The following is a 24751-nucleotide window of genomic DNA, read 5'->3' as shown; positions in this document are numbered from 1 at the left end:
CGAGGTACCCCCACTCAGGGGCGGGGGCGATGGAACCAGCGCGTGACGGGAGCCGGATCCTCCTCCTCGTACGACCGGGCCGCGTTCACCGCGGCGGCCAGGCCGGAACGGCGGGGCCGGGGCCCGGCGCGCAGCATCGGATCGGCGGCCATCTCCCGGAGCACCGCGACGGCCAGGCCCAGCATCACCACGACGAACGGCAACGCGACCAGGATGGTCGCCTGCTGCAGCGCGGCCAGGCCACCGGCCAGCAGCAACGCCGCCGCGACCGCGCCGATCAGCACGCCCCAGAGCACCACCACCCCGCGATGTGGCCGCAGCGCGCCGCGCGAGCTGAGCGAGCCGAGCACCAGCGACGCGGAGTCCGCGCTGGTGACGAAGTAGAGCGCGATCAGCACCATGGCGAGCACGCTCGTCAGCGTGGCCAGGGGCAGCGCGTCGAGCAGCCCGAACAGCGCCTGCTCGGAACCGGCGCCCACGTCCGCCACCAGGTCCCGGGTGCCAGTGGTCTGCGTACGCAGGGCGGTCCCGCCCATCACCGCGAACCAGACGGTGCTCGCGCCGCTGGGTATCAGCAGCACCCCGATCAGGAACTGACGGACCGTACGGCCGCGCGAGATGCGGGCGATGAACGTGCCCACGAACGGCGCCCAGGAGATCCACCACGCCCAGTAGAAGACGGTCCACGAGCCCAGCCAGGCCGGGTCGGAGAACGCCCCGGTACGCGTCGACATGCGCACCAGGCCGCTCAGATAGTCACCGACCGAGGCCGGCAGCACCTCCAGCGTGTAGACGGTCGGACCGACCACGAACACGAACAGCATCAGCGCGACGGCGATCAGCACGTTCGTGGTGGACAGCCACTTGACGCCCCGGTGCAGTCCGGAGAAGGCGGACACGACGAAGGCGAGCGTGAGCGCTCCGATGATCGTCAACTCGACGGCCCGGCTGTCCGGCACCCCGGCCACCAGGTCGAGGCCGGCCGCCACCTGGAGCGCACCCAGCCCGAGACTGGTCGCGGAGCCGAACACGGTGGCGAAGACGGCGAGCAGGTCGATCCCGCGGCCGAGCGGGCCGTCGGTCCGGTCCCCGAGCAGCGGCGCGAACGCGGACGAGATCCGGTTGCCCCGCCCCTTGCGGAACGTCGAGTACGCCAGGGCCAGCGCCGCGATCGCGTAGATGCCCCACGGGTGCAGCGTCCAGTGGAAGAGCGTGTACTGCATGGCCGCCGAGGCGGCGGCGCCGGTCTGCGGCTCGACTCCGGAGGCCGGCGGCGGCGTGGCGTAGTGCTGCATCGGTTCCGCGACGGCGAAGAACACCAGGCCGATGCCCATGCCGGCGCTGAACATCATGGCGACCCAGGCCAGGGTGTTGAACTCCGGCTCGTCGTCGTCGGCGCCCAGCCGGATCCGGCCGAACCGGGAGGCGGCCACGACGACCGCCAGCACCAGAAAGGCGTCGGCCGCGACCACGAAGAACCAGCCGAACGTGCTCACGGCCCAGGCCAGGCCGGACTCACCGAACCGGGCCAGTGAACCCCGGGCGAACACGCCCCACAGCACCACCGCGAGCACACCGGCTACACCGGCGCCGAGCACCACCCGGTCTACCCGCTGGGCAACGGCCCGCCGCCCCGATTGTCCCGTCATGCCTCCATCGTCGGCGGGCCGGGCGCACCGCCGCGCCGGAATGCCGCAGGAACCACGTCAGGACACGACGGCGGCGGCCTCCTCGGCCTCCACTGCGGCGTTCCAGGCCGGCTTGGTGGACCGCCAGCCCTCGTCGTCCATGCCACGCCGCCAGTAGCCGGAGATGGACAGGTCACCCCGGGGCACGCCGCGCTCGACGCGCAGCAGCCGCCGCAGCTCCTTCATCGCCCCGGCCTCACCGTGCACGAACGCGTGCACCCGGCCGGGCGGGAACGCCAGCGCCCGGACCGCCTCGACCAGCGGCTCGCCGTACGGACGCCCGTCGCGGTGCAACCAGCACACCTCGACCTCACCCGCGCTGGTCAGGGGCAGCTCGTCGGCCGGGCCGCCGACCTCGACGTACACCTTCGCGGGCGCGCCCACCGGCAGCCGTTCCAGGGCGGCGGCGATGGCCGGCAGCGCGCTCTCGTCGCCCGCCAGCAGGTGCCAGTCGGCAGCCGGGTCCGGCGCGTACGCGCCGCCCGGCCCGGTGAACAACACCCGGTCGCCGGGACGCAGCGCCGCCGCCCACGGCCCGGCCAGACCCTCGTCGCCGTGGTGCACCACGTCGACAGTCATCTCACCGGCCGCGGCGTCCCAGGCCCGGACCGTGTACGCGCGCAGGCGCGGCCACTGCTCCGCCGGGAACTCCCGCTTGATCGTGGCCAGGTCGACCGGGTCCGGGTAGGTCACCCCGGCCGGCGGGAAGACGAACTTCACGTAGTGGTCGGTGTACGCGCCCACCGGCAGCCCGGCCAGCTCGGCGCCGCCCAGGACCAGGCGGATCAGGTGTGGGGTGGGCCGCGTGGTCCGGACGACCGTGGCGGCGGTGAGCTTCTTCGGGCGATCCGTCATGCGCTTAGGCTAGCCTAAGTTCGATGGCTCGCCCCGGGCACGATGCGGTCAGCTCGGCGACACCAGGCGGGCGTGCCAGGCCAGCGCGGCCGGATCGGTGAGCGAGGCGACCTGGTCGATCACCACGCGCAGCCGCGCGGCGTCGTCCGCCGCGTCACGCCACAGCGGCGCGAACACCGGGTCGAGCGCATCCGGCGCCCGGTCCAGCAGCGCCGCGACCAGCCCGGTCAGGACGTCGCGCTGCCGCGCGTAGCGGTCCCCCGCGCCGGGGCGGCGCATCACGTACCGCAGCGCGATGCCCTTGAGCAGCGCGCACTGCGCCCGGATCCGGCGCGGCACCTCCAGGTCGGCGTCGTAGCGGCGGTGCGGGCCGGGACCGTGGCGCTGCTCGGTCGCGGCCACCACGCCGGCGACGAACCGGCCGGTGAGCACGCTCGTGGTGGCCTTCAACGCGGCGAGCGCGCGGTGGCTGCCGTCGTACGCGGCAAGCGGGGCGAGCACCGGATCGGCCAGCAGGCCGGCGAGCACCTCGCCCAGATCCTCCGGCGCCTCACCCGAGTAGGCGGCGGCCACGTCGGCGCAGAGCGCCCGCCGCTCGTCCGCGTCGGCCAGCAGCGGGCGCAGGTCGACGTACCCGCCGTGGATGCCGTCCTCGACGTCGTGCACCGAGTACGCCACGTCGTCGGCCCAGTCCATCACCTGGGCCTCCAGGCAGCGCCGGTCGCCCGGCGGGGCGCCTTCGCGCAGCCAGTCGAAGACCGGGCGGTCGTCGGCGTACACGCCGAACTTGCGCTCGCCGGGGCGGCGCGGCCACGGGTACTTGCTCACCGCGTCCAGCGCGGCCCGGGTCAGGTTCAGCCCGGCCGAGCGCCCGTCCGGGGCGAGCACCTTCGCCTCCAGCCGGGTGAGCACCCGCAGCGTCTGCGCGTTGCCCTCGAAGCCGCCGCAGTCGGCGGCCAGCTCGTCCAGGGCGTACTCGCCGTTGTGCCCGAACGGCGGGTGGCCCAGGTCGTGCGCCAGCCCGGCGGTGTCCACCACGTCCGGGTCGCAGCCCAGCCGGGCGCCCATCTCGCGGGCGATCTGCGCGACCTCCAGCGAGTGGGTCAGCCGGGTACGCAGGAAGTCGTTCGTCCCGGCGGTGTGCACCTGGGTCTTCGCGGCGAGCCGGCGGAACGCCGCCGAGTGCAGCACGCGGGCGCGGTCCCGCTCGAACGGCGACCGGCCGTACCCGGTGTCCTTGGGCGCCTCGTCGACCAGCCGCGCCGCGTCGATCATTTCTCCCGGACTGGCAGAGGGTCGCGACTGCGGGGCTCGCAAGACCGGCTCACTCCTCGCGCTCCCGGAGCACGCAGAACTCGTTGCCCTCCGGGTCGGCGAGCACCGTCCACTCCACGTCCCCCTGGCCGATGTCGACGTGCCGGGCGCCCATGTCGACGAGGCGCTCCACCTCGGCCTCCATGTCGGCCGGGCGCAGGTCGATGTGCAGCCGGTTCTTCCCCTCCTTCGGCCCGGAGACCGGGACGAAGACGAGACCGGGCGTCGTGTCGGGGGTCCGGCGGATCTCCACCTCGTCCGGCTTGTCGGTGATCACCTGATAGCCGAGGGCCTCCGCCCACCAACTGGCGAGCCGGGACGGATCCCGGGCGTCGATGGTCAGGTTCTCCCAGACGGCGGTCATGCGGCCACCCCTCCTGATCGACACGTGGCGGAAGCTCAGGCTACGCCGAGGAGGCCGGAAAGGCGCGCCGGGCGTACGCGGGGCCGCCGGCGAGCACCGGCGGCCCCGCGCCGCGTCAGCGGGAGTCCGAACCGGTGGTGGTGATGGACGCGCGGCCTGCCTCCAGCCGGGCCACCGGCACCCGGAACGGCGAGCAGGAGACGTAGTCCAGGCCGACCTCGTGGAAGAAGTGCACCGAGTCCGGGTCGCCGCCGTGCTCGCCGCAGACGCCGAGCTTCAGGCCCGGACGGGCCGCCCGGCCCTCCTCGGCGGCGATGCGAATCAGCCGGCCGACGCCGTCGGTGTCGATCGACTCGAACGGCGAGATACCGAAGATGCCCAGCTCCAGGTAGCGCCAGAAGAACGCGCCCTCCACGTCGTCGCGGGAGAAGCCCCAGCCCATCTGGGTCAGGTCGTTGGTGCCGAAGGAGAAGAACTCGGCCGCCTCGGCGATCTGCCCGGCGGTCAGCGCCGCCCGGGGCACCTCGATCATCGTGCCGATCAGCACCTCGACGCCGCTGTCCCCGACCACCTCGGCGATGATCCGCTCGGCCTCGGCGCGTACCGTCTCCAGCTCCTGCACGGCCCCGACCAGCGGCACCATGATCTCCGGGCAGGCCTTGCCGCCGTCGCGGACGACCGCGACGGCGGCCTCCGCGATCGCGCGGACCTGCATGGCGAACAGGCCGGGGATGACCAGGCCGAGCCGGACGCCGCGCAGGCCCAGCATCGGGTTCTCCTCGTGCATCCGCCGTACGGCGGCGAGCAGCGCCTCCTCCTTGGCGACGTCCTCGCCGCGCTCCTGTGCCACCGCGACGTTGACCGCGAGCTGTTCCAGCGGGGGCAGGAACTCGTGCAGCGGCGGGTCGATCAGCCGCACGGTGACCGGCAGGCCGTCCATCTCGCGGAAGATCTCGATGAAGTCGGCCCGCTGCAGCGGCAGCAGCGCGGCGAGCGCGTCCTCCCGGTCCCGCTCGCCGGAGGCCAGGATGAGCCGCTCGACCAGCTCGCGCCGGTCGCCGAGGAACATGTGCTCGGTGCGGCACAGGCCGATGCCCTCGGCGCCGAAGCGCCGCGCCCGGGCCGCGTCCGCGCCGGTGTCGGCGTTCGTGCGCACCCGCAGCCGCCGCGCGGCGTCGGCGTGCGTCATGATCCGGTGTACGGAGCGGACCAGCGCGTCGTCGGTGTTCTCCGGGTCGAGCTCGCCCTCGAAGTACTGCACCACCTCGGACGGCATGACCGGCACCTCGCCGAGGTAGACCTTGCCGGTGGTGCCGTCGATCGAGACCACGTCGCCCTCGCTCACCACGTGGTCGCCCACAGTGAACTTCTTCGCCGGTACGTTCACTTCCAGCTCGTCCGCGCCGGAGACGCAGGTCTTGCCCATGCCGCGGGCCACCACGGCGGCGTGGCTGGTCTTGCCGCCCCGGGAGGTGAGGATGCCCTTGGCGGCGATCATGCCGTTGAGGTCGTCCGGGTTGGTCTCCCGGCGGACCAGGATCACCGACTCCCCCTCGGCGGCCAGCTCGACCGCCCGGGCCGAGGTGAAGACGACCTTGCCGGACGCGGCACCCGGGGAGGCGCCGATGCCCTTGGCCACCGGCTCGAACTCGTGGTCGAGCTGGAAACGCGGGAACATCAACTGGGCGAGCTGCGCGCCGTTGACCCGGTGCAGCGCCTCGTCCAGGTCGATCAGACCCTCGTCGACGAGCTGCCCGGCGATGACGAACGCAGCGGCGGCGGTGCGCTTGCCGACGCGGGTCTGGAGCATCCAGAGCTTGCCGCGCTCGATGGTGAACTCGATGTCGCAGAGGTCCTTGTAGTGCTCCTCCAGCCGGGCCATGATGCCGAGCAGCTGGTCGTAGGAGGTCTTGTCGAGCTGCTCCAGCTCCTGCAACGGCACCGTGTTGCGGATGCCGGCGACCACGTCCTCGCCCTGGGCGTTGGCGAGGTAGTCGCCGTAGATGCCCTGCGCGCCGCTGCCCGGGTCGCGGGTGAACGCGACGCCGGTACCGGAGTCGGGACCGAGGTTGCCGAAGACCATCGTCACCACGTTGACGGCGGTGCCCAGGTCGGCCGGGATGCGCTCCTGGCGGCGGTAGAGGATCGCCCGCTCCGCGTTCCACGAGTCGAAGACCGCGCGGATGGCGAGGTCGAGCTGCTCGCGCGGCTCCTGCGGGAACTCGCGGCCGGTATGCTTGGCGAAGATCTGCTTGTACGCGTCGACAAGCCCGCGCAGGTCGTCGGCGTCCAGGTCGAGGTCGTTGTGCGTGCCCTTGGCGCGCTTGATCTCGTCGAGCGCGTGCTCGAACTCCTCGCCCGGCACCTCGCAGACGGTCTTGCCGAACATCTGGATCAGCCGGCGGTACGAGTCCCAGGCGAACCGGTCGTTCCCGCCCGCCTGGTTGCTCAGGCCGACCACGCTGCGGTCGTTGAGGCCGACGTTGAGAACCGTCTCCATCATGCCCGGCATGGAGAACTTGGCGCCGGAGCGTACCGAGACCAGCAGCGGGTCGTCCGGGTCGCCGAGGCGCCGGCCCATCTCGCGCTCCAGGGACTCCAGGTGCGCCTCGATCTGGGCGGCCAGGCCGTCCGGCTCGCGCCCGGTGGTCAGGTACGCCTTGCAGGCCTCGGTGGTGATCGTGAAGCCGGGCGGAACCGGCAGGCCGAGATTCGTCATCTCGGCCAGGTTGGCCCCCTTGCCGCCGAGCAGATCCTTGAGATCCTTGTTGCCCTCGGCGAAGTCGTAGACGTACTTCTGCTCGACCGGATCGTGCGCTGCCACCAGAGCCTCCCACGCGCGCCATTGACACTTAACGAAGGTTCAGTTCGGACATACCCCGGTAGTGACCACCGGTAATCCCGGCTCGTCAGCGTCGGTGGGGCGAAGGCTAGGCGAGTTTCGAGAAACCTGGGAGCGTTCGGTGACTTTCGGCACAACGGTCACCACAATCCGCGTTCGTACGGGTTTTTGGGAACGCTTCCACGAGCACGATCACGCAATTCCGATCCCCCTCGTACTCTTGACGTCACTGCATCTCGCGGAACCTGACCTTTGCCATATCCCGCGCGAATACACCCTCGGAGCCGTCGCCGTGCCGACCAACCCCGCCGCCCCGGAGACCGGGCCGGAGCCGACCGACACCCGTCCCACCAGCCCTTCCAGCGACGTACCCGCTGTGCCGCTGCCCGGTGTGCCGGCACCCGCGGCCGAGCTGGCCCGCGACGCCGCGGGCCGGGCCGCCGAGGCGCTCGCCGGACCGGCGCCGGTCCGGCTCGGCGACGTGGTGCCGGCACCCGAGCACGTGCGCCCGGACCCGGCCGGCGACTTCACGCTGAGCGCGGACGCGGTGCTGCGGGTCAGCCCCGCCGGGCGGGACGTGGCCGAACAGCTCGCCGGCTGGCTGCGCCCGGCCACCGGCTTCCCGCTCCCGGTCGCCGACACCGGCGAGGACGGCCCGCTGACGCTCACGCTGTCCGCGGCGGTTCCCGCCCGGCCCGGCGAGCCGGACGACGCGCGGCTCGGAGACGAGGGCTACCGCCTCGACGTGACCACCGGCGGCGTCCGGATCACCGCCGCCACCCCGGCCGGGCTGTTCCACGGCGCGCAGACGCTGCGGCAGCTGCTACCCGCGCCGATCGAGAGCCCGACCGCCGTCGCCGCGCGCTGGGCGGTACCCGGCGGCACGATCGTCGACCGGCCGCGCTTCCCCTACCGGGGCGCGATGCTCGACGTCGCCCGCCACTTCTTCGCGGTCGAGGACGTGCTGCGGGTGGTCGACCACCTGGCCCGCTACAAGCTCAACCACCTGCACCTGCACCTCACCGACGACCAGGGCTGGCGGATCGCCGTCGACTCCTGGCCACGGCTCGCCGAGGTCGGCGGTGCGACAGCGGTCGGCGGCGGCCCCGGCGGCTGGTACACACGTGACGACTACCGCCGCATCGTCGCGTACGCCGCCCGCCGCCACGTCACAGTGGTGCCCGAGATCGACCTCCCGGGCCACACCAACGCGGCGCTCGTCGCGTACCCCGAACTGGCGCCCGGCAAGATCGCGCCACCGCCGTACACCGGCACCGAGGTCGGCTTCAGCTTCGTCGACCCCGCCGACGAGCGGACGTACGCCTTCGTCGCGGACGTGGTCGGCGAGGTGGCCGCGTCGACGCCCGGGCCGTGGCTGCACCTCGGCGGCGACGAGGCGTTCAAGGTGCCGGCCGACAGCTACCGCTCCTTCGTGGAGCGGGCGCAGCGGCTGGTGGCCGCCACCGGCAAGACCGTCGTCGGCTGGCACCAGCTCGCCCCGGCCGCACACGTCGACGGACGCGTCCTGCAGTGGTGGGGCACGAACGGTGACGACCCGGAGACCGCCGACGCGGTACGCCGGGGCGCCCGGCTGATCCTCTCCCCCGGCAACCACGCGTACCTGGACATGAAGTACGCCCCGGACACCCCGATCGGACACGACTGGGCCGGTCTGATCGACGTGCGCCGGGCGTACGAGTGGGATCCGGGCAGCCACGTGCGGGGCGTACCGGCCGAGGCGGTGCTGGGTGTGGAGGCGCCGCTGTGGACCGAGTCGATCACGACGCCGGCCGAGGTCGAGTTCATGCTCTTCCCGCGCCTGCCCGCCGTCGCCGAACTCGGCTGGTCACCGCGCGAGACGCACGACTGGTCCCGGTTCCGCAGCCGGCTGGCCGCACACGGCCCGCGCTGGTCCACAGCCGGCATCGCCTTCCACCCCTCCCCCGAGATCCCCTGGCCCACCACCCCAGCCCAGGTCCCCACCCAGCCCACCCCCACCCCCACCACCCCCTGACCGCACACGGGGGCGCCGAACCCCGTCGACGCCGAACCCCGTCGATCATGAAGTTGACGGCGACAAACCGGACACAAAACGCCGTCAACTTCATGATCGACGCCCTCATCCCCGGGCCGGCGACATCCAGCCGCCCCTCGCCGTCGCGCACTCCCTCCCGAGCGCCCCGAGCACCCCGAGCACCCCGAGCACCCCGAGCGCCCCGCGCGCCCCGAAGATCTTGGTACGGAACGGCCCTCGGAGGGGCGCCGATCTACCAAGATCTCGAAGCTCACCCGCCCAGAGCCCGACATCGGGCACCAAGGCGACTCCCCCCCATCGGATCGGTGATCAAGGAGTTTGTGCCCGGTGCACGGCCTCAGACGGACACAAACTCCTTGATCAACGGGGTGGGGGGTGGGGGGAGCCCTTGAGGTGGCCGGGGCGGGGTGACTGCGGCGAGGGCGGGCGGGGTTCGGTGTCGGCGGCAGCCCTGATGAGCTCGGTGTCCGGATTCGGGGTGGTCGGGGTCACCGGTGGGGTGGAATCGGGGGTGGGTGCGGGGCGTTGTACATGGCAGACCGCGCCGCACCCGCCGACCGCCCGCCCCCTCGGGCCGGGAATCAGGCCGGGACGCCGGTCGTTACATCCCCGGGGCCGCCGAGCAGGCCGACAGCGCCTGTCGAGCCGGCCCCACCGCCGGGCAGCACCCCCGGGAATGACCCCGGGCCCCCGGTCGTTACATCCCCGAGCCGCCGGAGCAGGCCACCCCCCCTGGTCGCCCGAGCGAGCCACCGGCCCGACGCACATACCGGGCCACCTGATCTTTATTCGCGGCATCCCCCATCGCCGCGTACCCCCGACAGAGAGGCAACTGATCATGGCTACCACTCTGCTGCGCAAGACCGCTCTGACCGTCGCCGGTATCGCCGCCACCGCCGGTGGCATCGCCGGCCCCGCCATCGCCGCCCAGGCCACCCCGGCCGAGCGCGCCGCTCAGGTCGTCACCACCGACCGCAAGCACGGCGAGCGTGAGCTGGACGTGCGCTACGAGGCGCAGCCCAACTTCTACTTCTGTGGCCCCGCCGCGGCCCGTAACGCGCTGAGCGTGCAGGGCAAGAACATCGACGTGGACGCCATGGCCAAGGAGATGGGCACCACCGAGGCCGGCACCAACTCCATCAACGACATCACGCCGGTGCTCAACAAGGAGACCGGTAAGGACGTCTACAAGTCGACCGAGATCCCGGTGGACAAGGTCGGTGACAAGGTGGAGAAGCTGCGTGCCGACGTGGTGCGCACTGTGGACGACGGCCGGGCCGTGGTGGCGAACATCGCCGGCACCGCGACCGACACCGACGGCACCACCCACTCGTTCGAGGGTGGCCACTACATCAGCGTGGTCGGCTACCGCGACGGCGGCAAGGTCGTGACGATCGCCGACTCGGCGAACCCGGACCAGGCCTCCTACCGGATCGACGTGGACGAGCTCGCCCGCTGGATCGCCAGCCGCGGCTACAGCTCCTGACCGAGTGACCATGGCGAAGGGCCCGACCCCGGAACGGGGGTCGGGCCCTTCGGCGTGTCCGGGGTCAGCGGTCAGCCGCCGGAGTCGTCCAGCTCCGCGCCGTCGGGCGGGGTGTCGTCGTCGCGGCTGGCCAGCCAGCCGTCGGGCAGGAAGACCTTGCCCGGGGAGTTGGTGCGGCCGCGCGGCTGGCCGAGGTTCTCCACCGGGAACGGTACGACAGGGTCGAGCTTGCCGAGCAGGTCGTCGAGCTGCGCCAGGCTCTCGATCATGGCGAGCGAGCGGCGCAGTTCGCTGCCGATCGGGAAGCCCTTCAGGTACCAGGCGACGTGCTTGCGGAAGTCGGTGCAGCCGTCCCGCTCGCCGCGGGCCGGGTTGCGCGCGCCCGCCACGAACTGCTCCACCAGCAGTTCGGCGTGCCGCCGCATGGTCACCGCCACCTCGCCGAGGCTCGGTAGCCGCCGCTCGGCGCTCCCGTTGAACGCGGCCTCCAGGTCGGCGAACAGCCACGGCCGGCCCAGGCAGCCGCGCCCGATCACCACGCCGTCGACGCCGGTGTGCGCGACCATCCGCAGCGCGTCGTCGGCCTCCCAGATATCGCCGTTGCCGAGCACCGGCACGTCGAGCGCCGACTTGAGCGTGGCGATCGCATCCCAGTCGGCGGTGCCGGAGTAGCGCTGCGCGGCCGTACGCCCGTGCAGGGCGACCGCCGCGACGCCCGCGTCCTGGGCCGCCAGCCCCGCCTCGACGTACGTCAGGTGGTCGTCGTCGATGCCCTTGCGCATCTTGACGGTGACCGGTACCCCGGCGGGTGACGCGGCGTCCACCGCGGCCCTGACCAGCCGGGCGAACAGCCGGCGGCGCCACGGCAGGGCCGAGCCGCCGCCCCGGCGGGTCACCTTGGGCACCGGGCAGCCGAAGTTCAGGTCGATGTGGTCGGCCAGGTCTCGCTCGACCACGATCCGCACGGCGGCGGCGGTGATCTCCGGGTCGGTGCCGTAGAGCTGGAGGCTGCGGGGCTTCTCCTCGGCGCCGAAGGCGATCATGCGCAGCGTCTTGGGGTTCCGCTCGACGAGCGCACGAGTGGTGATCATCTCGCAGACGTAGATGCCGCCGCCCTGCTCACGGCAGAGCCGGCGGAAGCCGACGTTGGTGATCCCGGCCATCGGCGCGAGCACCACCGGCGGCCACACCCGGTGCGGGCCGATGGTCAACGCGGGCAGGGTCGGGGCAGTCACCGCACAAGTGTAAGGAAGGGCCCCCTCTTAACGTCTCCGGTAGAGCAGGGGCCCCTTGTTAACAGGGCACATATCACAGCCGGCCAGCCCGGCGGGCGTTCTCCACAACCGGGGCGGCTGTCCACAGGCCGAGCCCACGGGCCGGAGGAGCAGCGGTCGAGCCCGCACGCTGCCGGGCATGCGCGAACAGCCACCCGAACTCAGCGACCTGGCCGAGCGCCAGCAGCAGATCGTCACCCGGACGCAGCTGCTCGGCGTCGGATACGACGACATGTACCTGTACCGGCAGACCCGGCGCGGCCTGTGGCAGCGCGTGCTGCCGGCCACGTACGCGCTCGTCACCGGCACCCTCACCGACGAGCAACGACGAATCTCGGCGGCGCTCTACGCGGGCGCCGACGCCCAGCTCACCGGCCTGGCCGCCCTGATCTGGTACGGCTTCCGGCACAGTCCGCGCACCGCTGACGTACACCTGATCCTGCCGCACCACGTGCGGCGCCGCTCGGCCGGTCACGCGGTGATCGCGCGGGCCCTGGAGCTTGATCCGCGGGCCCGGCGGACCGCGCTGTACCCGGTGTGCTCGCCGGCCAGGGCGGTCGTGGACGCGGCCCGCGACCTGCGCCGGCTGCGGCCGGTACGGGCGACGGTGGCCGAGGCCGTGCAGCGCGGTTTCACCGACCTGGACAGCCTGGACGCGGAGATCCGCCGGGCCCGGCGCAGCCGCACCGCCCTGATCCGGAAGGCGTTCGCGGAGATCACCGACGGGGTCCGCTCGGCGCCGGAAACGGAACTGCGGGAGTGCCTGGGCGGCAGCGGCGTGCTCGGCGGGATCCTGTGGAACCCGCGGCTGTCGGCGGCCGACGGCACCCGCCTGCCGACGCCGGACGGCTACCTCGCCGACTGCGCGGTGGCGCTGGAGGTCGACTCGCGGGAGTACCACCTCAGCCCGAACGACTGGGCGCGGACGCTGGACCGGCACAACGAGCTGAGCCGGTACGGGGTGCTCATCCTGCACTTCACGCCGGCGCAGATCCGCCGGGAGCCGGGCCGTGTGCGGCGGATGGTGGAGGACGCGTACGCGGCCCGGCGCGGGCTGGGCGCCGGGACCGGCGTACGGGCGGAGCCGATCTCCCCCGGATGAGGGGTGTTAAGAAGGGGCCCCTTCTCTACGCGAGGCGTTAAGAAGGGGCCCTTCCTTACATCGGGTCAGCAGCCGGGCAGGCGCTCGATCAGGTAGCGCTCGACCTGGTCCAGCGAGACGCGCTCCTGGGCCATCGTGTCCCGGTTCCGGACCGTGACCGCGTTGTCGTCGAGCGTGTCGAAGTCGACTGTGACGCAGAACGGCGTGCCGATCTCGTCCTGCCGGCGGTAGCGGCGGCCGATCGCCTGCGAGTCGTCGAACTCGACCACCCAGCGCTTGCGCAGGTCGGTGGCGAGCTGCTTGGCCTTCGGCGACAGCGCCTCGTTGCGCGACAGCGGCAGCACGGCGACCTTGACCGGGGCCAGGCGCGGGTCGAACCGCATGACGGTGCGCTTGTCCACGCCGCCCTTGGTGTTCGGCGCTTCGTCCTCGTCGTACGCCTCGAGCAGGAACGCCAGCACCGCGCGGGTGAGGCCGGCGGCCGGCTCGATCACGTACGGCATCCAGCGCTCGCCCTTGCCCTGGTCGAAGTACGACAGGTCGACGCCGGAGTGCTTGCTGTGCGTGGACAGGTCGAAGTCGGTGCGGTTGGCGATGCCCTCCAGCTCGGCGAACTCGCTGCCGCCGAACCGGAACCGGTACTCGATGTCGACGGTGCGCTTCGAGTAGTGGGAGAGCTTCTCCTTGGGGTGCTCGTAGAAGCGCAGGTTCTCCTCGGACAGGCCCAGGTCGAGGTACCAGTTCCAGCGCTCGGAGAGCCAGTACTCGTGCCACTGCTCGTCGGTGCCCGGCTCGACGAAGAACTCCATCTCCATCTGCTCGAACTCACGGGTCCGGAAGATGAAGTTGCCGGGGGTGATCTCGTTGCGGAACGACTTGCCGGTCTGCGCGATGCCGAACGGCGGCTTCTTGCGGGCGACCGTCTCCACGTTCTTGTAGTTGACGAAGATGCCCTGGGCGGTCTCCGGGCGCAGGTAGTGCATGCCCTCGTCGCTCTCCACCGGGCCCAGGTAGGTCTTCATCAGGCCGTTGAACATCTTCGGCTCGGTGAAGGTGCCCTTGTTGCCGCAGTTGGGGCAGTTCAGCTCCGTCAGCGAGGTCAGCGGCTTGCCGTGCTTGGCCTCGTACGCCTCTTCCAGGTGGTCGGCCCGGAACCGCTTGTGGCAGGACTGGCACTCGGTCAGCGGGTCGACGAACTCGGCGATGTGGCCGCTGGCCTCCCAGACCTTGCGGGCCAGGATGACCGCCGAGTCGAGGCCGACGACGTCGTCGCGCTGCTGCACCATGGTCCGCCACCACTGCCGGCGGACGTTCTCCTTCAGCTCGACGCCGAGCGGACCGTAGTCCCACGCCGACCGGGTGCCCCCGTAGATCTCGCTGGAGGGAAAGACGAAGCCCCGGCGCTTGGCGAGGCTGGTGACGGCGTCGATACGGTCGGCTGGCATGTTTCCTCCTACGCCGGCTGGCGGTCGGCGCGGTTGAGATGGATGGAACCGGGCTGTTCGGGACAACGGTACGACCGTGTCCGTCCCGAGCCCAGCAGAATACCGGGGGCCGGTCAGCTCACCCCGCAGACCTCCACGCCGCCCGTCTGCTGGTCCGGTGCGAGCGTCACGGTCTGCGCCTCCCGCCGGCCGCCGGCGAGCGTGACGTCCACCGGCACGGTGAGCGTGGTGAGGTCGACCTCGCCCACCCGGTAGCCGGAGATCTGCGGCTCGGTCGCCACCCGGCGCTCGAACTCGCGTCGGGGCTCGCGTCGCCGGATGTCGTCGCAGAGCGTGTCGTACGCCTTGGACCACTCCCGGGCCACGAGCGCCTGGTAGTAGTCGTTCGTGACCGCCCGGCCCTGCTCACCGATCGCCTGGGCGTTGCTCACCGCCAGGCCGACCACTGCCGCCCCGCCCCCACCGCAGCAGATCAGCACTGCGAGCGCGCCCGCGCCGAGGCCGAGCCAGAGCCGGGTCCGCCCGCCCTCGGTGGGCGGGGCGGCGAACGGCGGCGCGGCGCCGGGCCCCTGCGGCGGCGCGGGCACCCCGTGTTCCGCCGGCAGCGCGGGCGGAACGGATGACGGGGGTGGCGCGGCCGGTCCGGGAGCGGTCATACGCGCCAGGGTAGTGCCCCGGCACTCAGCGATACGGACCTGCGGCGCGATCGCTGGCGACGACGACGATCTCACCCTCGGGGGCGGCGCTGGCGAGCGTCTCGTACGCCGACGGCTCGTCCACCGATCGGGCGAGCAGCGGCACGGCGGTGACCTTGACGTCGAATCCGCCGAGCGCCCGCCGGTACGCACCGACCGACTCCCACTCGGTGATCAGGACCCAGTGGTCCGGGTCGTCGAGCGCCCGCAGCAGTTCACCGCGCAGGTAGCCGGGGCGGGCGGCGAGCGCGGCCAGCGCGGCGTGCGCCGCACGGGTGAACTCGTCCACCGTTTCGGCTTCCACCACGAAGCGGTTGGTGACCAGCACGGGGTTCCTCCTCGTAGAGTTTGTGGCATGCAGCGTACGCAGAGTCCTGTGCTGTCCCGGTTGGCACGGCTCAACCCGACGGCGGTGTTCCTGGCCGCGCTGGCCCTGGTGCTTGTCGGCCTCTTCGCGCCCGGCCCGGCGGGCGGCGTCCTGCTGCTCGTGCTGGCCGGCGTGCTGGTCTGGCTGATGTCGGTCACCTGGCCGGTGCAGGCCCCGGCGACCCGGATGCTCCGGCTGGTGATGCTCACCTTGTTGATCGCGGTGGCGCTGGCGAAGCTCATGGTCGGCTGACTCGGGAAAGCAGAACCGAGCTGACCTGCGCTGACATGCAATCATGCGTTTTTGACAATAGTTTTCGTTGTCGCGGACAGTTGAGCCCATGACCGTTCGTGCACCTCGCCGTATCCTGACCACCGCAGCCACCGCCCTGCTCGCCGCCGCCGGCCTGACCGCCTGCGCGGACGGCACAGGCGGCGCGAGCGCGCCGGGCAGGGTCGACGTGGTGGCCGCGTTCTACCCGCTCCAGTTCCTGGCCGAGCGGATCGGCGGCGACACGGTCGCGGTCAGCAACCTGACCAAGCCCGGCGCCGAGCCGCACGACCTGGAACTCAACCCGCGGCAGGTCGGCCAGGTCGTCGACGCCGACGTGGTCGTCTACCTCAGCGGCTTCCAGCCGGCGGTGGACGAGGCGGTGGAGCAGAACGGCGGCGACCGCGCGTTCGACGTGGCGGGCGTGACGCCGCTGCGGGACGCGGCCGCCGGTGGCCACGACCACGATCACGAGGGCGAGGCCGGGCACGCCGAGGAGGGCGGCGGCAAGGACCCGCACGTCTGGCTCGACCCGACCCGGCTGGCCACCATCGGCGACAAGCTCGCCGAGCGCCTCGGCAAGGCCGACCCGGACCACGCCGCCGACTACACCGCCCGCGCCGGCGCGCTGCGCACCGAGCTGACGACGCTGGACACCGAGTACGCCGACGGCCTGCGCACCTGCCAGCGCCGGGAGATCGTCACCAGCCACACCGCGTTCGGCTACCTGACCGAGCGCTACCAGCTGGAACAGATCGGCATCAGCGGGCTCACCCCGGAGTCCGAGCCGTCCCCGAAGCGCCTCGCCGAGGTCGCCGAGGAGGCCCGGGAGCACCAGGCCGGCACGATCTTCTTCGAGACCCTGGTCAGCCCGAAGGTCGCCGAGACGATCGCGCGTGAGGTCGGGGCGAAGACGGCCGTCCTGGACCCGCTGGAGGGCCCGCCCGCCGACGGCGACTACCTCTCCGCGATGCGCACCAACCTGCAGACCCTGCGAACCGCTCTGGACTGTTCATGACCTCACCCGTGATCGAGATCGCGCACGCCACCGTCGGCTACGACGGCCGCCCGGTGCTGCGGGACGTCTCGTTGACAGTGACCGCCGGCGAGGTGGTCGCCGTGCTCGGCGCCAACGGCTCCGGCAAGTCGACGCTCGTGCGCGCCGCGCTCGGCCTGGTGCCGGTCGGCGCCGGGTCGGTCGCCCTGTTCGGCACGCCGCAGCGCCGCTTCCGGCAGTGGCACCGCATCGGGTACGTGCCGCAGCGGCTCGGCGCGGGCAGCGGAGTACCAGCCACCGTGCGCGAGGTGGTGGCGTCCGGGCGGCTGGCCCGCCGGGGCGTGCTGCGTCCGGCCGGGCGGGCGGACCGGGAGGCGGTGGCGGCGGCACTGGACGCGGTCGAGCTCGCCGACCGGGCCGGTGACCCGGTGTCCACGCTCTCCGGCGGCCAGCAGCAGCGCACCCTGATCGCCCGCGCGCTGGCCGGCGGGCCGGAGCTGCTGGTGCTGGACGAGCCGACCGCCGGGGTGGACGCTGCGAGCCAGGAGGCGTTCGCCGGGGCGCTGCGCGCGTTCCGCGACGGCGGCGGCACGGTCCTGCTCGTCGCGCACGAGCTGGGCCCGCTGCGCCCGCTGATCAGCCGGGCCGTGGTGGTGCACCAGGGCGGGATCGCCCACGACGGCGCGGTGCCCGAACCGGCCGGCCACCACGCCGACCCGGACCACGAGCACGTGCACCCGCACTGCGACGAGGAGCCCGCCCGGCTCTGGACAGGCATCTGAGATGGATCTCTTCCAGTACGACTTCATGCTCCGCGCCCTGGTCGGCGCGCTGATCATCGGGCTGGCCGCCCCGGCGCTCGGCATCTACCTGGTGCAGCGCCGGCTGGCGTTGATCGGCGACGGGCTCGGGCACGTGGCGCTCACCGGCGTCGGTGCGGGACTGCTGCTCAACCGCTCCCCCGTGCTGGTGGCGGTGATCGCCGCGACGCTCGGCGCGGTCGTGATCGAGCTGGTCCGCGCGTACGGGCGCACCTCCGGCGACCTGGCGCTGGCGTTGCTGTTCTACGGCGGCATCGCCGGTGGCGTGATGCTGGTCGGGCTGTCCGACGCCAGCAGCGGGTCGCTCAACGCGTACCTGTTCGGGTCGCTGACCACCACCTCCCGCACCGACCTGATCACCATCGGGGTGCTCGGCGTGGTGCTGCTGGTGACCATGCTGGTGCTGCGCCCGGCGCTGTTCGCGGTCTGCCACGACGAGGAGTACGCCCGGGTGTCCGGCCTGCCGGTACGGGCGCTGAACCTGCTCATCGCGGTCGGCACCGCGGTCACGGTGACCATCGCCATGCGGGCGGTCGGGGTGCTGCTGATCAGCGCGCTGATGGTGGTGCCGGTGGCGACCGCGCAGCAGGTGACCCGGGGCTTCCGCTCGACCATGACGGCGGCCATGGCGCTGGGCCTGTTCGCGGCTGGCACCGGGGTCTGGGTGGCCGCCACCGCCGACACCGCGCCCGGCGCGTCGGTGGTGCTCGTGGCGATCGGCTCGTTCCTGCTGGTCGCGCTGGCGGCGGCCGGTGTGCGGGCGCTGCGGCGGCGGGTGCGGGCCGACCGGGCCACGCCGCCGCCCGAGCCGGTCGAGCACGAGGTGCTGCTGCGGTGAGGCCCTGCCCGCCGGCGCAGCTGGGATTGGTTACCGTTACAGGGTGACCGGCACGAACGGGTACGACGCCTTCGAGGGTGCGGGTGACCTGCTGCGCGCGCTCTCGGCCCCGATCCGGCTCGCGATCGTCAGCGAGCTGGCCGAGGGCGAACGCTGCGTGCACGAGCTGGTCGAGAAGCTCGGCGCGCCGCAGCCGCTGGTCTCCCAGCACCTGCGGGTGCTGCGGGGCGCCGGGGTGGTGCGCGGGTCGCGGCGCGGCCGGGAGATCGCGTACGCGCTGGTCGACGACCACGTCGCGCACATCGTGGCGGACGCGGTCAGTCACGCCGGTGAAGGGTCGCACTGAGCGGGAAATCGGCCACGTGCCGACGCGCCCGCGCCGTGGGACGCTGTCCGGCGTGAAGATCTACGCCGACCGTTTTCCCACCGCCGTCCGCCAGTTCCTCACCGACCTGCTCGTGGTCGTCTGGGTGTACGCGGCGATCCGCTTCGCGCTGTGGCTGCACGACGTGGTCGAGAAGCTCGCCGTACCGGGGCAGAAGCTGGAGGGGGCCGGCGGCGGACTCGCCGACAACCTGGCCGACGCCGGCGGCAAGGTCGGCCGGGTGCCGATCGTCGGCGACGAGCTGACCGCGCCGTTCACCCGGGCCGCCGACGCCGCCCGCTCGGTCGCCGAGGCGGGCCGCGACCAGCAGGAGCTGGTCGGGCAGCTCGCGCTCGGGCTGACCGTCGCGGTGCTGGTGTTCCCGCTCGGCCTGGTGCTGTTCGGCTGGCTGCCGCTGCGCCTGCGCTGGATGCGCCGGGCCGGCGCGGCGAAGGCACTGGCGGGTGTCCCGGCCGGCCGGGACCTGCTGGCGCTGCGCGCGCTGGCCGGTCAGCCGCTGTCGAAGCTGACCCGGATCGCGCCCGACGTCGCCGAGGCGTGGCGGCGCGGCGACGACGCGACTGTCGACGCGCTCGCCGCGCTGGAGCTGCGCGAACTGGGGCTGCGCGGCGGCCGGTAAGGTGTGCCGGTGCTGTACTTCCTGATCGTCGTCGCCGTGCTGCTGCTGGGGTACGCCGGCGTGCTGGTGAGTTTCGTCCGCAAGGGCCGCAAGATCCCGCCGTCGGCGTACCTGGTGCTGGCCGGCCTCAACGGCCTGATCCTGGCCGGCATCCTGGCCTGGGCGATCGCGCGCTGACCGCCCGGCGGCCGCGCTCGGCGGCCGTCCGGGCGGCACGGCCGCCTGGTGGTCCGGTCAGCCGGCGGGCGGGATGCGACGGCGTACGTCCTGCTCGGTGGACGGCCCCGGCTCCCAGCGGGCCACCCATGGCAGGTCGGCGGGCGGGGTGACGACATCCTCCTCCACCGAGGCGTACCGGCCGGCGACGATCCGCTTGGCGGCGGCCACGTCGACCGAGTCGGTGTTCGACCACAGGCCGGTGAACAGCTCGTCGACGCGCAGCCGCGCCTGCCGGCAGAACAGGTCGGCCAGCTCGACGTTCTCCGGGTGCGCGTCCCGCTCGGCGTAGGCCCGGACGCAGACCGCGCTCATCGCGAACAGCTCCGCGCCGATGTCGACCACCCGGCCGAGGAACGCCTGCTTGCGCTCCATCTTCCCCTGCCACCGCGACATCGCGTAGAACGTCGACCGGGCCAGCTTGCGGGACGTCCGCTCGACGTGGCGCAGGTGCCCGGCCAGCGGCCCGAACTCCTGGTACGCCCCGGGCGTCTGCCCCTTGCCGACGGCGAGCGTGGGCAGCCACCTCGCGTAGAAGGCGCCGGCCCGCGCGCCCGCCTTCGCCTTGCGGCCCAGCCCGGCGTCGGGGTCGATGATGTCGCCCGCGACGGACAGGTGCGCGTCGACCGCCTCGCGGGCGATCAGCAGGTGCATGATCTCGGTGGAGCCCTCGAAGATCCGGTTGATCCGCAGGTCGCGCAGGAGCTGCTCGACGGCGGCCGGCCGTTCCCCCCGGGCGGCGAGCGAGTCGGCCGTCTCGTAGCCGCGGCCACCGCGGATCTGGATCAGCTCGTCGGCGATCCGCCAGGCCATCTCGCTGGCGTAGAGCTTGACCAGCGCCGCCTCGATCCGGATGTCGTTGCGGTCGTCGTCGGCGAGCATGCAGGACAGGTCGAGCATGGACTCCATGCCGTACGTGGTGGCGGCGATGAAGGCCAGCTTCTTCGCCACCGCCTCGTGCTCGCCCACCGGGCGGCCCCACTGGACCCGGTCCGCCGCCCACTCGCGGGCCACGTTGAGCGCCCACTTCCCGGCGCCGACGCACATGGCAGGCAGCGAGAGCCGGCCGGTGTTCAACGTGGTCAGCGCGATCTTGAGGCCCTTGCCCTCACCGCCGATCACGTTCTCCTTCGGCACGAACACGTCGTGGAACCGGGTGAGGCTGTTCTCCAGGCCGCGCAACCCGACGAAGGAGTTGCGCCGCTCCACGGTGATGCCGTCGCTGTCGCCCTCCACCACGAACGCGGTGATGCCGCCGCGCCGCCCCGCACCGGCCGGCACCCGGGCCATCACCACCAGCAGCGTGGCGAGCGTGCCGTTCGTGGCCCAGAGCTTCACCCCGTTGAGCCGGTAGCCGGTGCCGTCGGCGGTCGGCTCGGCGGTGGTGGCGAGCCGGGCCGGGTCGGAGCCGACGTCCGGCTCGGTGAGCAGGAACGCGGAGACCTCACCGGCGGCGAGCCGGGGCAGGAACCGTTCCTTCTGCTCGGGCGTGCCGAACATCTTCAGCGGCTGCGGCACGCCGATCGACTGGTGCGCGGAGAGCAGCGCGCTGACCGCCGGGTTCACCGAGCCGACGAGCATCAGCGCCCGGCAGTAGTGCAGGTTGCTCAGCCCCAGCCCGCCGTACTTACGGTCGATCTTCATGCCGAACGTGCCGAGCCCGGCCAGGCCGTGGAACACCTCGTCGGGGATGCGCGCGTCCCGCTCGATCGCCTCGCCGTCCACCTCGGACGTCAGGTACGCGCGCAGCGAGCCGAGGAACTCGTCGGCGCGGGCCACCTCGGCCGGATCGGGGCGGGGCCACGGGTCGATCAGGTCGAGCCGGAAGCGGCCGAGGAACAGTTCCTTGCCGAAGCTGGGCCGGTCCCAGGCCGACTCGCGGGCGGCCTCGGCGACCTGCCGGGCCTCCTTCTCGGAGACCTGGCCCGCCTCGGCGGGCAGCGGCCCCGCGCCGTCTGGTGACTCGGGCCGGCTGTTCTGTGTCGTGGTCACGGCTGCCTCCTCGTCGGTCCGGCTGCGTCGACGCGTTCGACGAAAACGACGCTACCCCCGGGTGTTACCCAGGGGTAGCGCTGCGTGCACGTCCGATTTGGCGGACGGTCAGTCGGTGAGCGTCTGCGGGTTGTCGTCCTCGTCGTCGATGTCGTCCTCACCCCAGTTGCGCCGGCTGAACGGCAGGATGGCCCAGAAGATCAGGAACCAGAGGCCGGTGAGCGCGCTGAGCAGGAACGCGATCGGCCGGTCCAGCACGAAGTCGGTGACCAGCAGGACCGAGCTGACCATCGCGATCAGCATGAAGAACAGGCCGCCGGTGGCCATCCGGTGGGCGAACCGGACCAGCTCCGGCTTACGCCCCTGCCGGAACAGCGCCCGGTGGAACGCGACCGGAGAAATGATCATCGCGGCGGACGCGGCGGCGGTCAGCAGCGCCACGATGTAGACGTCGCGCTGGAACTCCGTGGTCCGGCCGAACCCGTTGCTGAACGGCAGCGTCAGCAGGAAGGCGAAGAGGATCTGCACGCCGGTCTGCGCGACCCGCAGCTCCTGCAACAGATCGGCGAAGTTGCGCTGCCAGCGCTGCTTCTCGGATTCCTTGGACACTCGCGGACCTCCCCGGGAGACGGCACGGCCGGCGGGTGAACGCCCACCGGCAGGACCGCCTGTGCCCCGTACGGATGATCACGAAACCGGTTCAGGAACCGCGGCGGATCCGGCCCGCGTACCGTGCCTCCAGTTCGGCGTTGTGCTCGTCGCCGCCGGTGATGTTCGCGGACAGGTAGACCGGCGGGCGCTGCCCCGCCGCGACCAGCCGGGCCACCACCTCGGCAACGATCTGCTGGGCGAGCAGCGCCGCGGTGATCGAGGAGACCGCGCCGACCGCGCCGCCGCCCGGCAGCGGCAGCGTGGCGTCGCCGTACGGGGCGCCGTTGTCCAGCACCACGTCGGCGAAGTCGGCCAGCTTGCGGCCGGACGGGTGCCGCGAGGTCATCCGCGCCGAGTGCTGTGCCGACGTGATCGCCACCAGGCCGTGCCCGCGTTCCTTCACGATGGACGCGAACTCGACCATCGCCCCGTTCACGCCCGAGTTCGAGGCCAGCACGAACACGTCCTGCGGCCGGATCGGCGCCAGCTCGTAGAGGCGGTGCGCCACGGCCGGGTCGCGTTCCAGCTTCGGGCCGAGCACGTCGGCCGGGTCGCCGCCGATCAGCACCAGGTCACGCAGCGCGATCCGGTTGGTGGGCACCAGCCCGCCGGCCCGGCCGGCGATCTCCATGGCCAGCGCCTCGGAGTGCCCGGTGCCGAACGCGTGCACCACACCGTCGGCGCGCAGCGCCGCCGCGATCAGGTCGGCCGCGTCGGCCACGTTCTGCCGCTGCTCGGCGGCGACCCGGCCGATCGTCTCGGTCACCACCGCCAGGTACGCCTCGGCGCTCACCGTCATGCCTCCTCCGTTCCCGCGCACCGGGCGAGGATCGCCTCGGCCAGCGGGCCGGGCGCCTCGTCCGGGATCCAGTGGCTGACGCCGGGCAGCGTCACGAACCGGTAGTCACCGGTGACGTGCGCGGCGCACGCCTGCGCGGCCGTCCGGCCGATCGCCACGTCCTTGTCGCTCCACACGAACGTGGTCGGCACCCCGACCGGGGCGACCGCCTTCATGTCCGCACCGGTCATCGCGCGGTACCAGTTCAGCGCCGCCGTCAACGCGCCCGGCTCGCGCATCGGCTCGGCGTACCGGGCCACCACGTCGGCGTCGCCCACTCCGCTCAGCAGCTTGCGCAGCGTGGCGCCGTTCCACGCCAGCAGCACCTTCTCCGCCGTACCGGGCTTGCGGAACAACGCGATGTAGGCGGACTTGACCTTCTGCCGCGGGTCGGTGGCGAGCGCGTGGCCCATCGCGGCCGGGTGCGGCACCGACACCGCGGTCAGCGTCCGCACCCGCTCCGGGTGCGCCGCCGCCAGCCCCCACGCCACGATCGCGCCCCAGTCGTGGCCGACCACGTGGGCGCCGGTCACCCCGAGTGCGTCCAGCACCGCAGCCGCGTCGGCCACCAGCTCCGGAATCCGGTACGCCCCGACGTCGGCCGGACGCGCGCCGGGTGAGTAGCCGCGCTGGTCGAGCGCGTACGTGCGCAGCCCGGCGGCGTGCAGCGCGGGCGTGACCGCGTCCCACTCACCGGAGTGCTGCGGGAAGCCGTGCAGCAACAGGACCGGGTCACCGTCCTCGGGGCCGCCGGCGCGTACCTCGAACGTCAGTCCCCGCGCATCCACCAGCATGATCGCCACCATACCGACACTCGCCCTGCTGGGCCGGGGCCTGTGGTCGGTGCTAGCGTCTGCGACGAGACAACTTCACATCCGACAGGGGAGCGCACAGCGCTGAGAGTGCGGGCCGGTGCCCGCAGACCCTCGAACCTGATCTGGGTAATGCCAGCGCAGGGAGTTCGGTCGACCTCCAGCCGCGTCGCCGTCCGGTGACCACCGGGCGCGGCGTGCGTCTTCTCCTGGTTCACCTCGACGAACTGGGAGCCAACCGTGAACCACACCGACAGCAACCGCTGGCGTACCGTCGACATCGTCGTCGCCTCGGTCATCGCCGTCGCCTTCGGCGTCGTCTTCTGGGCCTGGGGCCTGCTCTGGAGCGCCACCGACGCGGCGTTCGCGTTCTTCCCGCCGGCGCAGGCCGTGCTCTACGGCGTGTGGCTGATCCCGGCGGTGCTCGCCGGCCTGATCATCCGCAAGCCGGGCGCCGCGCTGTACTGCGAGACGGTGGCCGCGATCATCTCCGCCCTGCTGGGCAGCCAGTGGGCGAGCATCGTGATCCTCCAGGGCCTGATGCAGGGCATCGGCGCCGAGCTGGCCTTCGCCGCGTTCCGGTACCGCTCGTTCCGACTGCCGGTGGCGGTGCTGGCCGGCGCGCTGACCGGCCTCGGCGCGGCGATCTTCGACTTCGTCTACTGGAACAAGGCGTTCGACTTCGCCTCCTACCGCCTCCCGTACGCGCTGATCACGATCGTCAGCGCCACGATCGTCGCCGGTTTCGGCGCGCACGTCCTCACCCGCGCGCTGGCGAACACCGGCGTCCTGGACCGCTTCCCCGCCGGCCGCGACCGAGCCCTGGTCTGACGCCTCCATCGTGT

At 72.5% G+C, this 24751-nt stretch carries 24 protein-coding genes and 1 riboswitch; of the genes, 11 read left to right on the top strand and 13 right to left on the bottom strand.

Annotation, left to right across the window (positions count from 1 at the left end):
* Positions 1–14: 14 nt before the first annotated feature.
* The 5 genes from BFV98_RS26240 to ppdK form a co-directional block, all read right to left on the bottom strand.
* A complete protein-coding gene (locus BFV98_RS26240) occupies positions 15–1649 on the bottom strand; it encodes a BCCT family transporter (protein WP_013475547.1) in 1635 nt (544 codons plus the stop codon).
* A gap of 57 nt (positions 1650–1706) precedes the next feature.
* Positions 1707–2543: a siderophore-interacting protein gene (locus BFV98_RS26235; protein ID WP_013475546.1), complete on the bottom strand. Its 837-nt coding sequence runs from the start codon at positions 2541–2543 to the stop codon at positions 1707–1709.
* Positions 2544–2591: 48 nt separating this feature from the next.
* Positions 2592–3818, bottom strand: coding sequence for a deoxyguanosinetriphosphate triphosphohydrolase (locus BFV98_RS26230; RefSeq protein ID WP_030271766.1), 1227 nt, complete (start codon positions 3816–3818; stop codon positions 2592–2594).
* Positions 3819–3867: 49 nt separating this feature from the next.
* Entirely contained in the window at positions 3868–4221 is a 354-nt protein-coding gene (locus BFV98_RS26225; protein ID WP_013287934.1) for a VOC family protein, read from the bottom strand.
* A 115-nt stretch (positions 4222–4336) separates the two neighbouring features.
* Complete coding sequence (ppdK, locus tag BFV98_RS26220) at positions 4337–7045, bottom strand: pyruvate, phosphate dikinase (RefSeq protein ID WP_071098085.1); 2709 nt, start codon at positions 7043–7045, stop codon at positions 4337–4339.
* 310 nt (positions 7046–7355) lie between these two features.
* Here ppdK and BFV98_RS26215 point away from each other — a divergent pair, with 310 nt between their 5' ends.
* On the top strand, positions 7356–9077 hold the full coding sequence (locus tag BFV98_RS26215) for a beta-N-acetylhexosaminidase (protein ID WP_071098083.1): 1722 nt from the start codon (positions 7356–7358) through the stop codon (positions 9075–9077).
* 859 nt (positions 9078–9936) lie between these two features.
* Entirely contained in the window at positions 9937–10584 is a 648-nt protein-coding gene (locus BFV98_RS26210) for a C39 family peptidase (protein ID WP_013287937.1), read from the top strand.
* Between the two features lie 71 nt (positions 10585–10655).
* Here the strand turns inward: BFV98_RS26210 and dusB are convergent, their stop codons facing one another.
* Positions 10656–11819, bottom strand: coding sequence for a tRNA dihydrouridine synthase DusB (gene dusB, locus BFV98_RS26205; protein WP_071098082.1), 1164 nt, complete (start codon positions 11817–11819; stop codon positions 10656–10658).
* 178 nt (positions 11820–11997) lie between these two features.
* On the opposite strand from dusB, the gene BFV98_RS26200 reads away from it, so the two are divergent.
* Positions 11998–12960: a type IV toxin-antitoxin system AbiEi family antitoxin domain-containing protein gene (locus BFV98_RS26200; RefSeq protein WP_013287939.1), complete on the top strand. Its 963-nt coding sequence runs from the start codon at positions 11998–12000 to the stop codon at positions 12958–12960.
* Between the two features lie 65 nt (positions 12961–13025).
* Here BFV98_RS26200 and BFV98_RS26195 read toward each other — a convergent pair whose 3' ends face one another.
* The 3 genes from BFV98_RS26195 to BFV98_RS26185 form a co-directional block, all read right to left on the bottom strand.
* Positions 13026–14405 carry a glycine--tRNA ligase gene (locus BFV98_RS26195; protein ID WP_013475540.1) on the bottom strand — a complete coding sequence of 460 codons (1380 nt, stop codon included), beginning with the start codon at positions 14403–14405 and terminating at the stop codon, positions 13026–13028.
* 113 nt (positions 14406–14518) lie between these two features.
* Positions 14519–14992, bottom strand: a complete 474-nt coding sequence (locus BFV98_RS26190) for a hypothetical protein (RefSeq protein WP_013287941.1) — start codon at positions 14990–14992, stop codon at positions 14519–14521.
* Positions 14993–15086: 94 nt separating this feature from the next.
* A complete protein-coding gene (locus BFV98_RS26185) occupies positions 15087–15428 on the bottom strand; it encodes an antibiotic biosynthesis monooxygenase (RefSeq protein WP_013287942.1) in 342 nt (113 codons plus the stop codon).
* A gap of 27 nt (positions 15429–15455) precedes the next feature.
* Between BFV98_RS26185 and BFV98_RS26180 the strand changes: the two genes are divergently transcribed.
* The 7 genes from BFV98_RS26180 (at position 15456) to BFV98_RS32370 (ending at position 19574) form a co-directional block, all read left to right on the top strand.
* A complete protein-coding gene (locus BFV98_RS26180) occupies positions 15456–15719 on the top strand; it encodes a DUF6703 family protein (protein ID WP_013287943.1) in 264 nt (87 codons plus the stop codon).
* Between the two features lie 88 nt (positions 15720–15807).
* A complete protein-coding gene (locus tag BFV98_RS26175) occupies positions 15808–16755 on the top strand; it encodes a metal ABC transporter substrate-binding protein (RefSeq protein WP_071098080.1) in 948 nt (315 codons plus the stop codon).
* Positions 16752–17516, top strand: coding sequence for a metal ABC transporter ATP-binding protein (locus BFV98_RS26170; RefSeq protein WP_071098078.1), 765 nt, complete (start codon positions 16752–16754; stop codon positions 17514–17516). Before BFV98_RS26175 ends, BFV98_RS26170 begins: the two co-directional genes overlap by 4 nt.
* Position 17517: 1 nt before the next feature.
* Positions 17518–18393, top strand: a complete 876-nt coding sequence (locus BFV98_RS26165; RefSeq protein ID WP_013287946.1) for a metal ABC transporter permease — start codon at positions 17518–17520, stop codon at positions 18391–18393.
* A gap of 43 nt (positions 18394–18436) precedes the next feature.
* Positions 18437–18739 carry a metalloregulator ArsR/SmtB family transcription factor gene (locus BFV98_RS26160; protein ID WP_013287947.1) on the top strand — a complete coding sequence of 101 codons (303 nt, stop codon included), beginning with the start codon at positions 18437–18439 and terminating at the stop codon, positions 18737–18739.
* A 52-nt stretch (positions 18740–18791) separates the two neighbouring features.
* On the top strand, positions 18792–19397 hold the full coding sequence (locus BFV98_RS26155) for a hypothetical protein (RefSeq protein WP_013287948.1): 606 nt from the start codon (positions 18792–18794) through the stop codon (positions 19395–19397).
* A 9-nt stretch (positions 19398–19406) separates the two neighbouring features.
* Positions 19407–19574 (top strand): hypothetical protein, encoded by a 168-nt coding sequence (locus tag BFV98_RS32370; protein WP_013287949.1) that lies wholly within the window; start codon positions 19407–19409, stop codon positions 19572–19574.
* Positions 19575–19631: 57 nt separating this feature from the next.
* Here the strand turns inward: BFV98_RS32370 and BFV98_RS26150 are convergent, their stop codons facing one another.
* The 4 genes from BFV98_RS26150 to BFV98_RS26135 form a co-directional block, all read right to left on the bottom strand.
* Positions 19632–21605 (bottom strand): acyl-CoA dehydrogenase family protein, encoded by a 1974-nt coding sequence (locus BFV98_RS26150; RefSeq protein ID WP_071098076.1) that lies wholly within the window; start codon positions 21603–21605, stop codon positions 19632–19634.
* A gap of 108 nt (positions 21606–21713) precedes the next feature.
* Positions 21714–22214: a DUF6328 family protein gene (locus tag BFV98_RS26145; RefSeq protein WP_013287951.1), complete on the bottom strand. Its 501-nt coding sequence runs from the start codon at positions 22212–22214 to the stop codon at positions 21714–21716.
* A 91-nt stretch (positions 22215–22305) separates the two neighbouring features.
* Entirely contained in the window at positions 22306–23055 is a 750-nt protein-coding gene (locus BFV98_RS26140; protein ID WP_013287952.1) for a sugar isomerase domain-containing protein, read from the bottom strand.
* Positions 23052–23888 (bottom strand): alpha/beta fold hydrolase, encoded by an 837-nt coding sequence (locus BFV98_RS26135; protein WP_176921729.1) that lies wholly within the window; start codon positions 23886–23888, stop codon positions 23052–23054. Before BFV98_RS26135 ends, BFV98_RS26140 begins: the two co-directional genes overlap by 4 nt.
* A gap of 76 nt (positions 23889–23964) precedes the next feature.
* A riboswitch (TPP riboswitch) is annotated at positions 23965–24071 on the top strand.
* Positions 24072–24146: 75 nt separating this feature from the next.
* Here BFV98_RS26135 and BFV98_RS26130 point away from each other — a divergent pair.
* A complete protein-coding gene (locus tag BFV98_RS26130) occupies positions 24147–24737 on the top strand; it encodes an ECF transporter S component (protein ID WP_013287954.1) in 591 nt (196 codons plus the stop codon).
* Positions 24738–24751: the final 14 nt, after the last annotated feature.

The organism is Micromonospora sp. WMMB235 (genome assembly GCF_001855515.1).
Classification (GTDB): Bacteria; Actinomycetota; Actinomycetes; order Mycobacteriales; family Micromonosporaceae; genus Micromonospora; species Micromonospora aurantiaca.
Note: the sequence above shows the minus strand (reverse complement) of the source record. Positions and strands in the feature narration are given on the sequence as shown.

Excerpts from the sequence above, each read along its gene's own strand:
- BFV98_RS26240 (WP_013475547.1), bottom strand. The coding sequence starts at position 1,649 with ATGACGGGACAATCGGGGCGGCGGGCCGTTGCCCAGCGGGTAGACCGG.
- BFV98_RS26235 (WP_013475546.1), bottom strand. The coding sequence starts at position 2,543 with ATGACGGATCGCCCGAAGAAGCTCACCGCCGCCACGGTCGTCCGGACC.
- BFV98_RS26230 (WP_030271766.1), bottom strand. The coding sequence starts at position 3,818 with ATGATCGACGCGGCGCGGCTGGTCGACGAGGCGCCCAAGGACACCGGG.
- BFV98_RS26225 (WP_013287934.1), bottom strand. The coding sequence starts at position 4,221 with ATGACCGCCGTCTGGGAGAACCTGACCATCGACGCCCGGGATCCGTCC.
- BFV98_RS26210 (WP_013287937.1), top strand. The coding sequence starts at position 9,937 with ATGGCTACCACTCTGCTGCGCAAGACCGCTCTGACCGTCGCCGGTATC.
- BFV98_RS26200 (WP_013287939.1), top strand. The coding sequence starts at position 11,998 with ATGCGCGAACAGCCACCCGAACTCAGCGACCTGGCCGAGCGCCAGCAG.
- BFV98_RS26195 (WP_013475540.1), bottom strand. The coding sequence starts at position 14,405 with ATGCCAGCCGACCGTATCGACGCCGTCACCAGCCTCGCCAAGCGCCGG.
- BFV98_RS26180 (WP_013287943.1), top strand. The coding sequence starts at position 15,456 with ATGCAGCGTACGCAGAGTCCTGTGCTGTCCCGGTTGGCACGGCTCAAC.
- BFV98_RS26175 (WP_071098080.1), top strand. The coding sequence starts at position 15,808 with ATGACCGTTCGTGCACCTCGCCGTATCCTGACCACCGCAGCCACCGCC.
- BFV98_RS26170 (WP_071098078.1), top strand. The coding sequence starts at position 16,752 with ATGACCTCACCCGTGATCGAGATCGCGCACGCCACCGTCGGCTACGAC.
- BFV98_RS26165 (WP_013287946.1), top strand. The coding sequence starts at position 17,518 with ATGGATCTCTTCCAGTACGACTTCATGCTCCGCGCCCTGGTCGGCGCG.
- BFV98_RS26140 (WP_013287952.1), bottom strand. The coding sequence starts at position 23,055 with ATGACGGTGAGCGCCGAGGCGTACCTGGCGGTGGTGACCGAGACGATC.
- BFV98_RS26135 (WP_176921729.1), bottom strand. The coding sequence starts at position 23,888 with ATGCTGGTGGATGCGCGGGGACTGACGTTCGAGGTACGCGCCGGCGGC.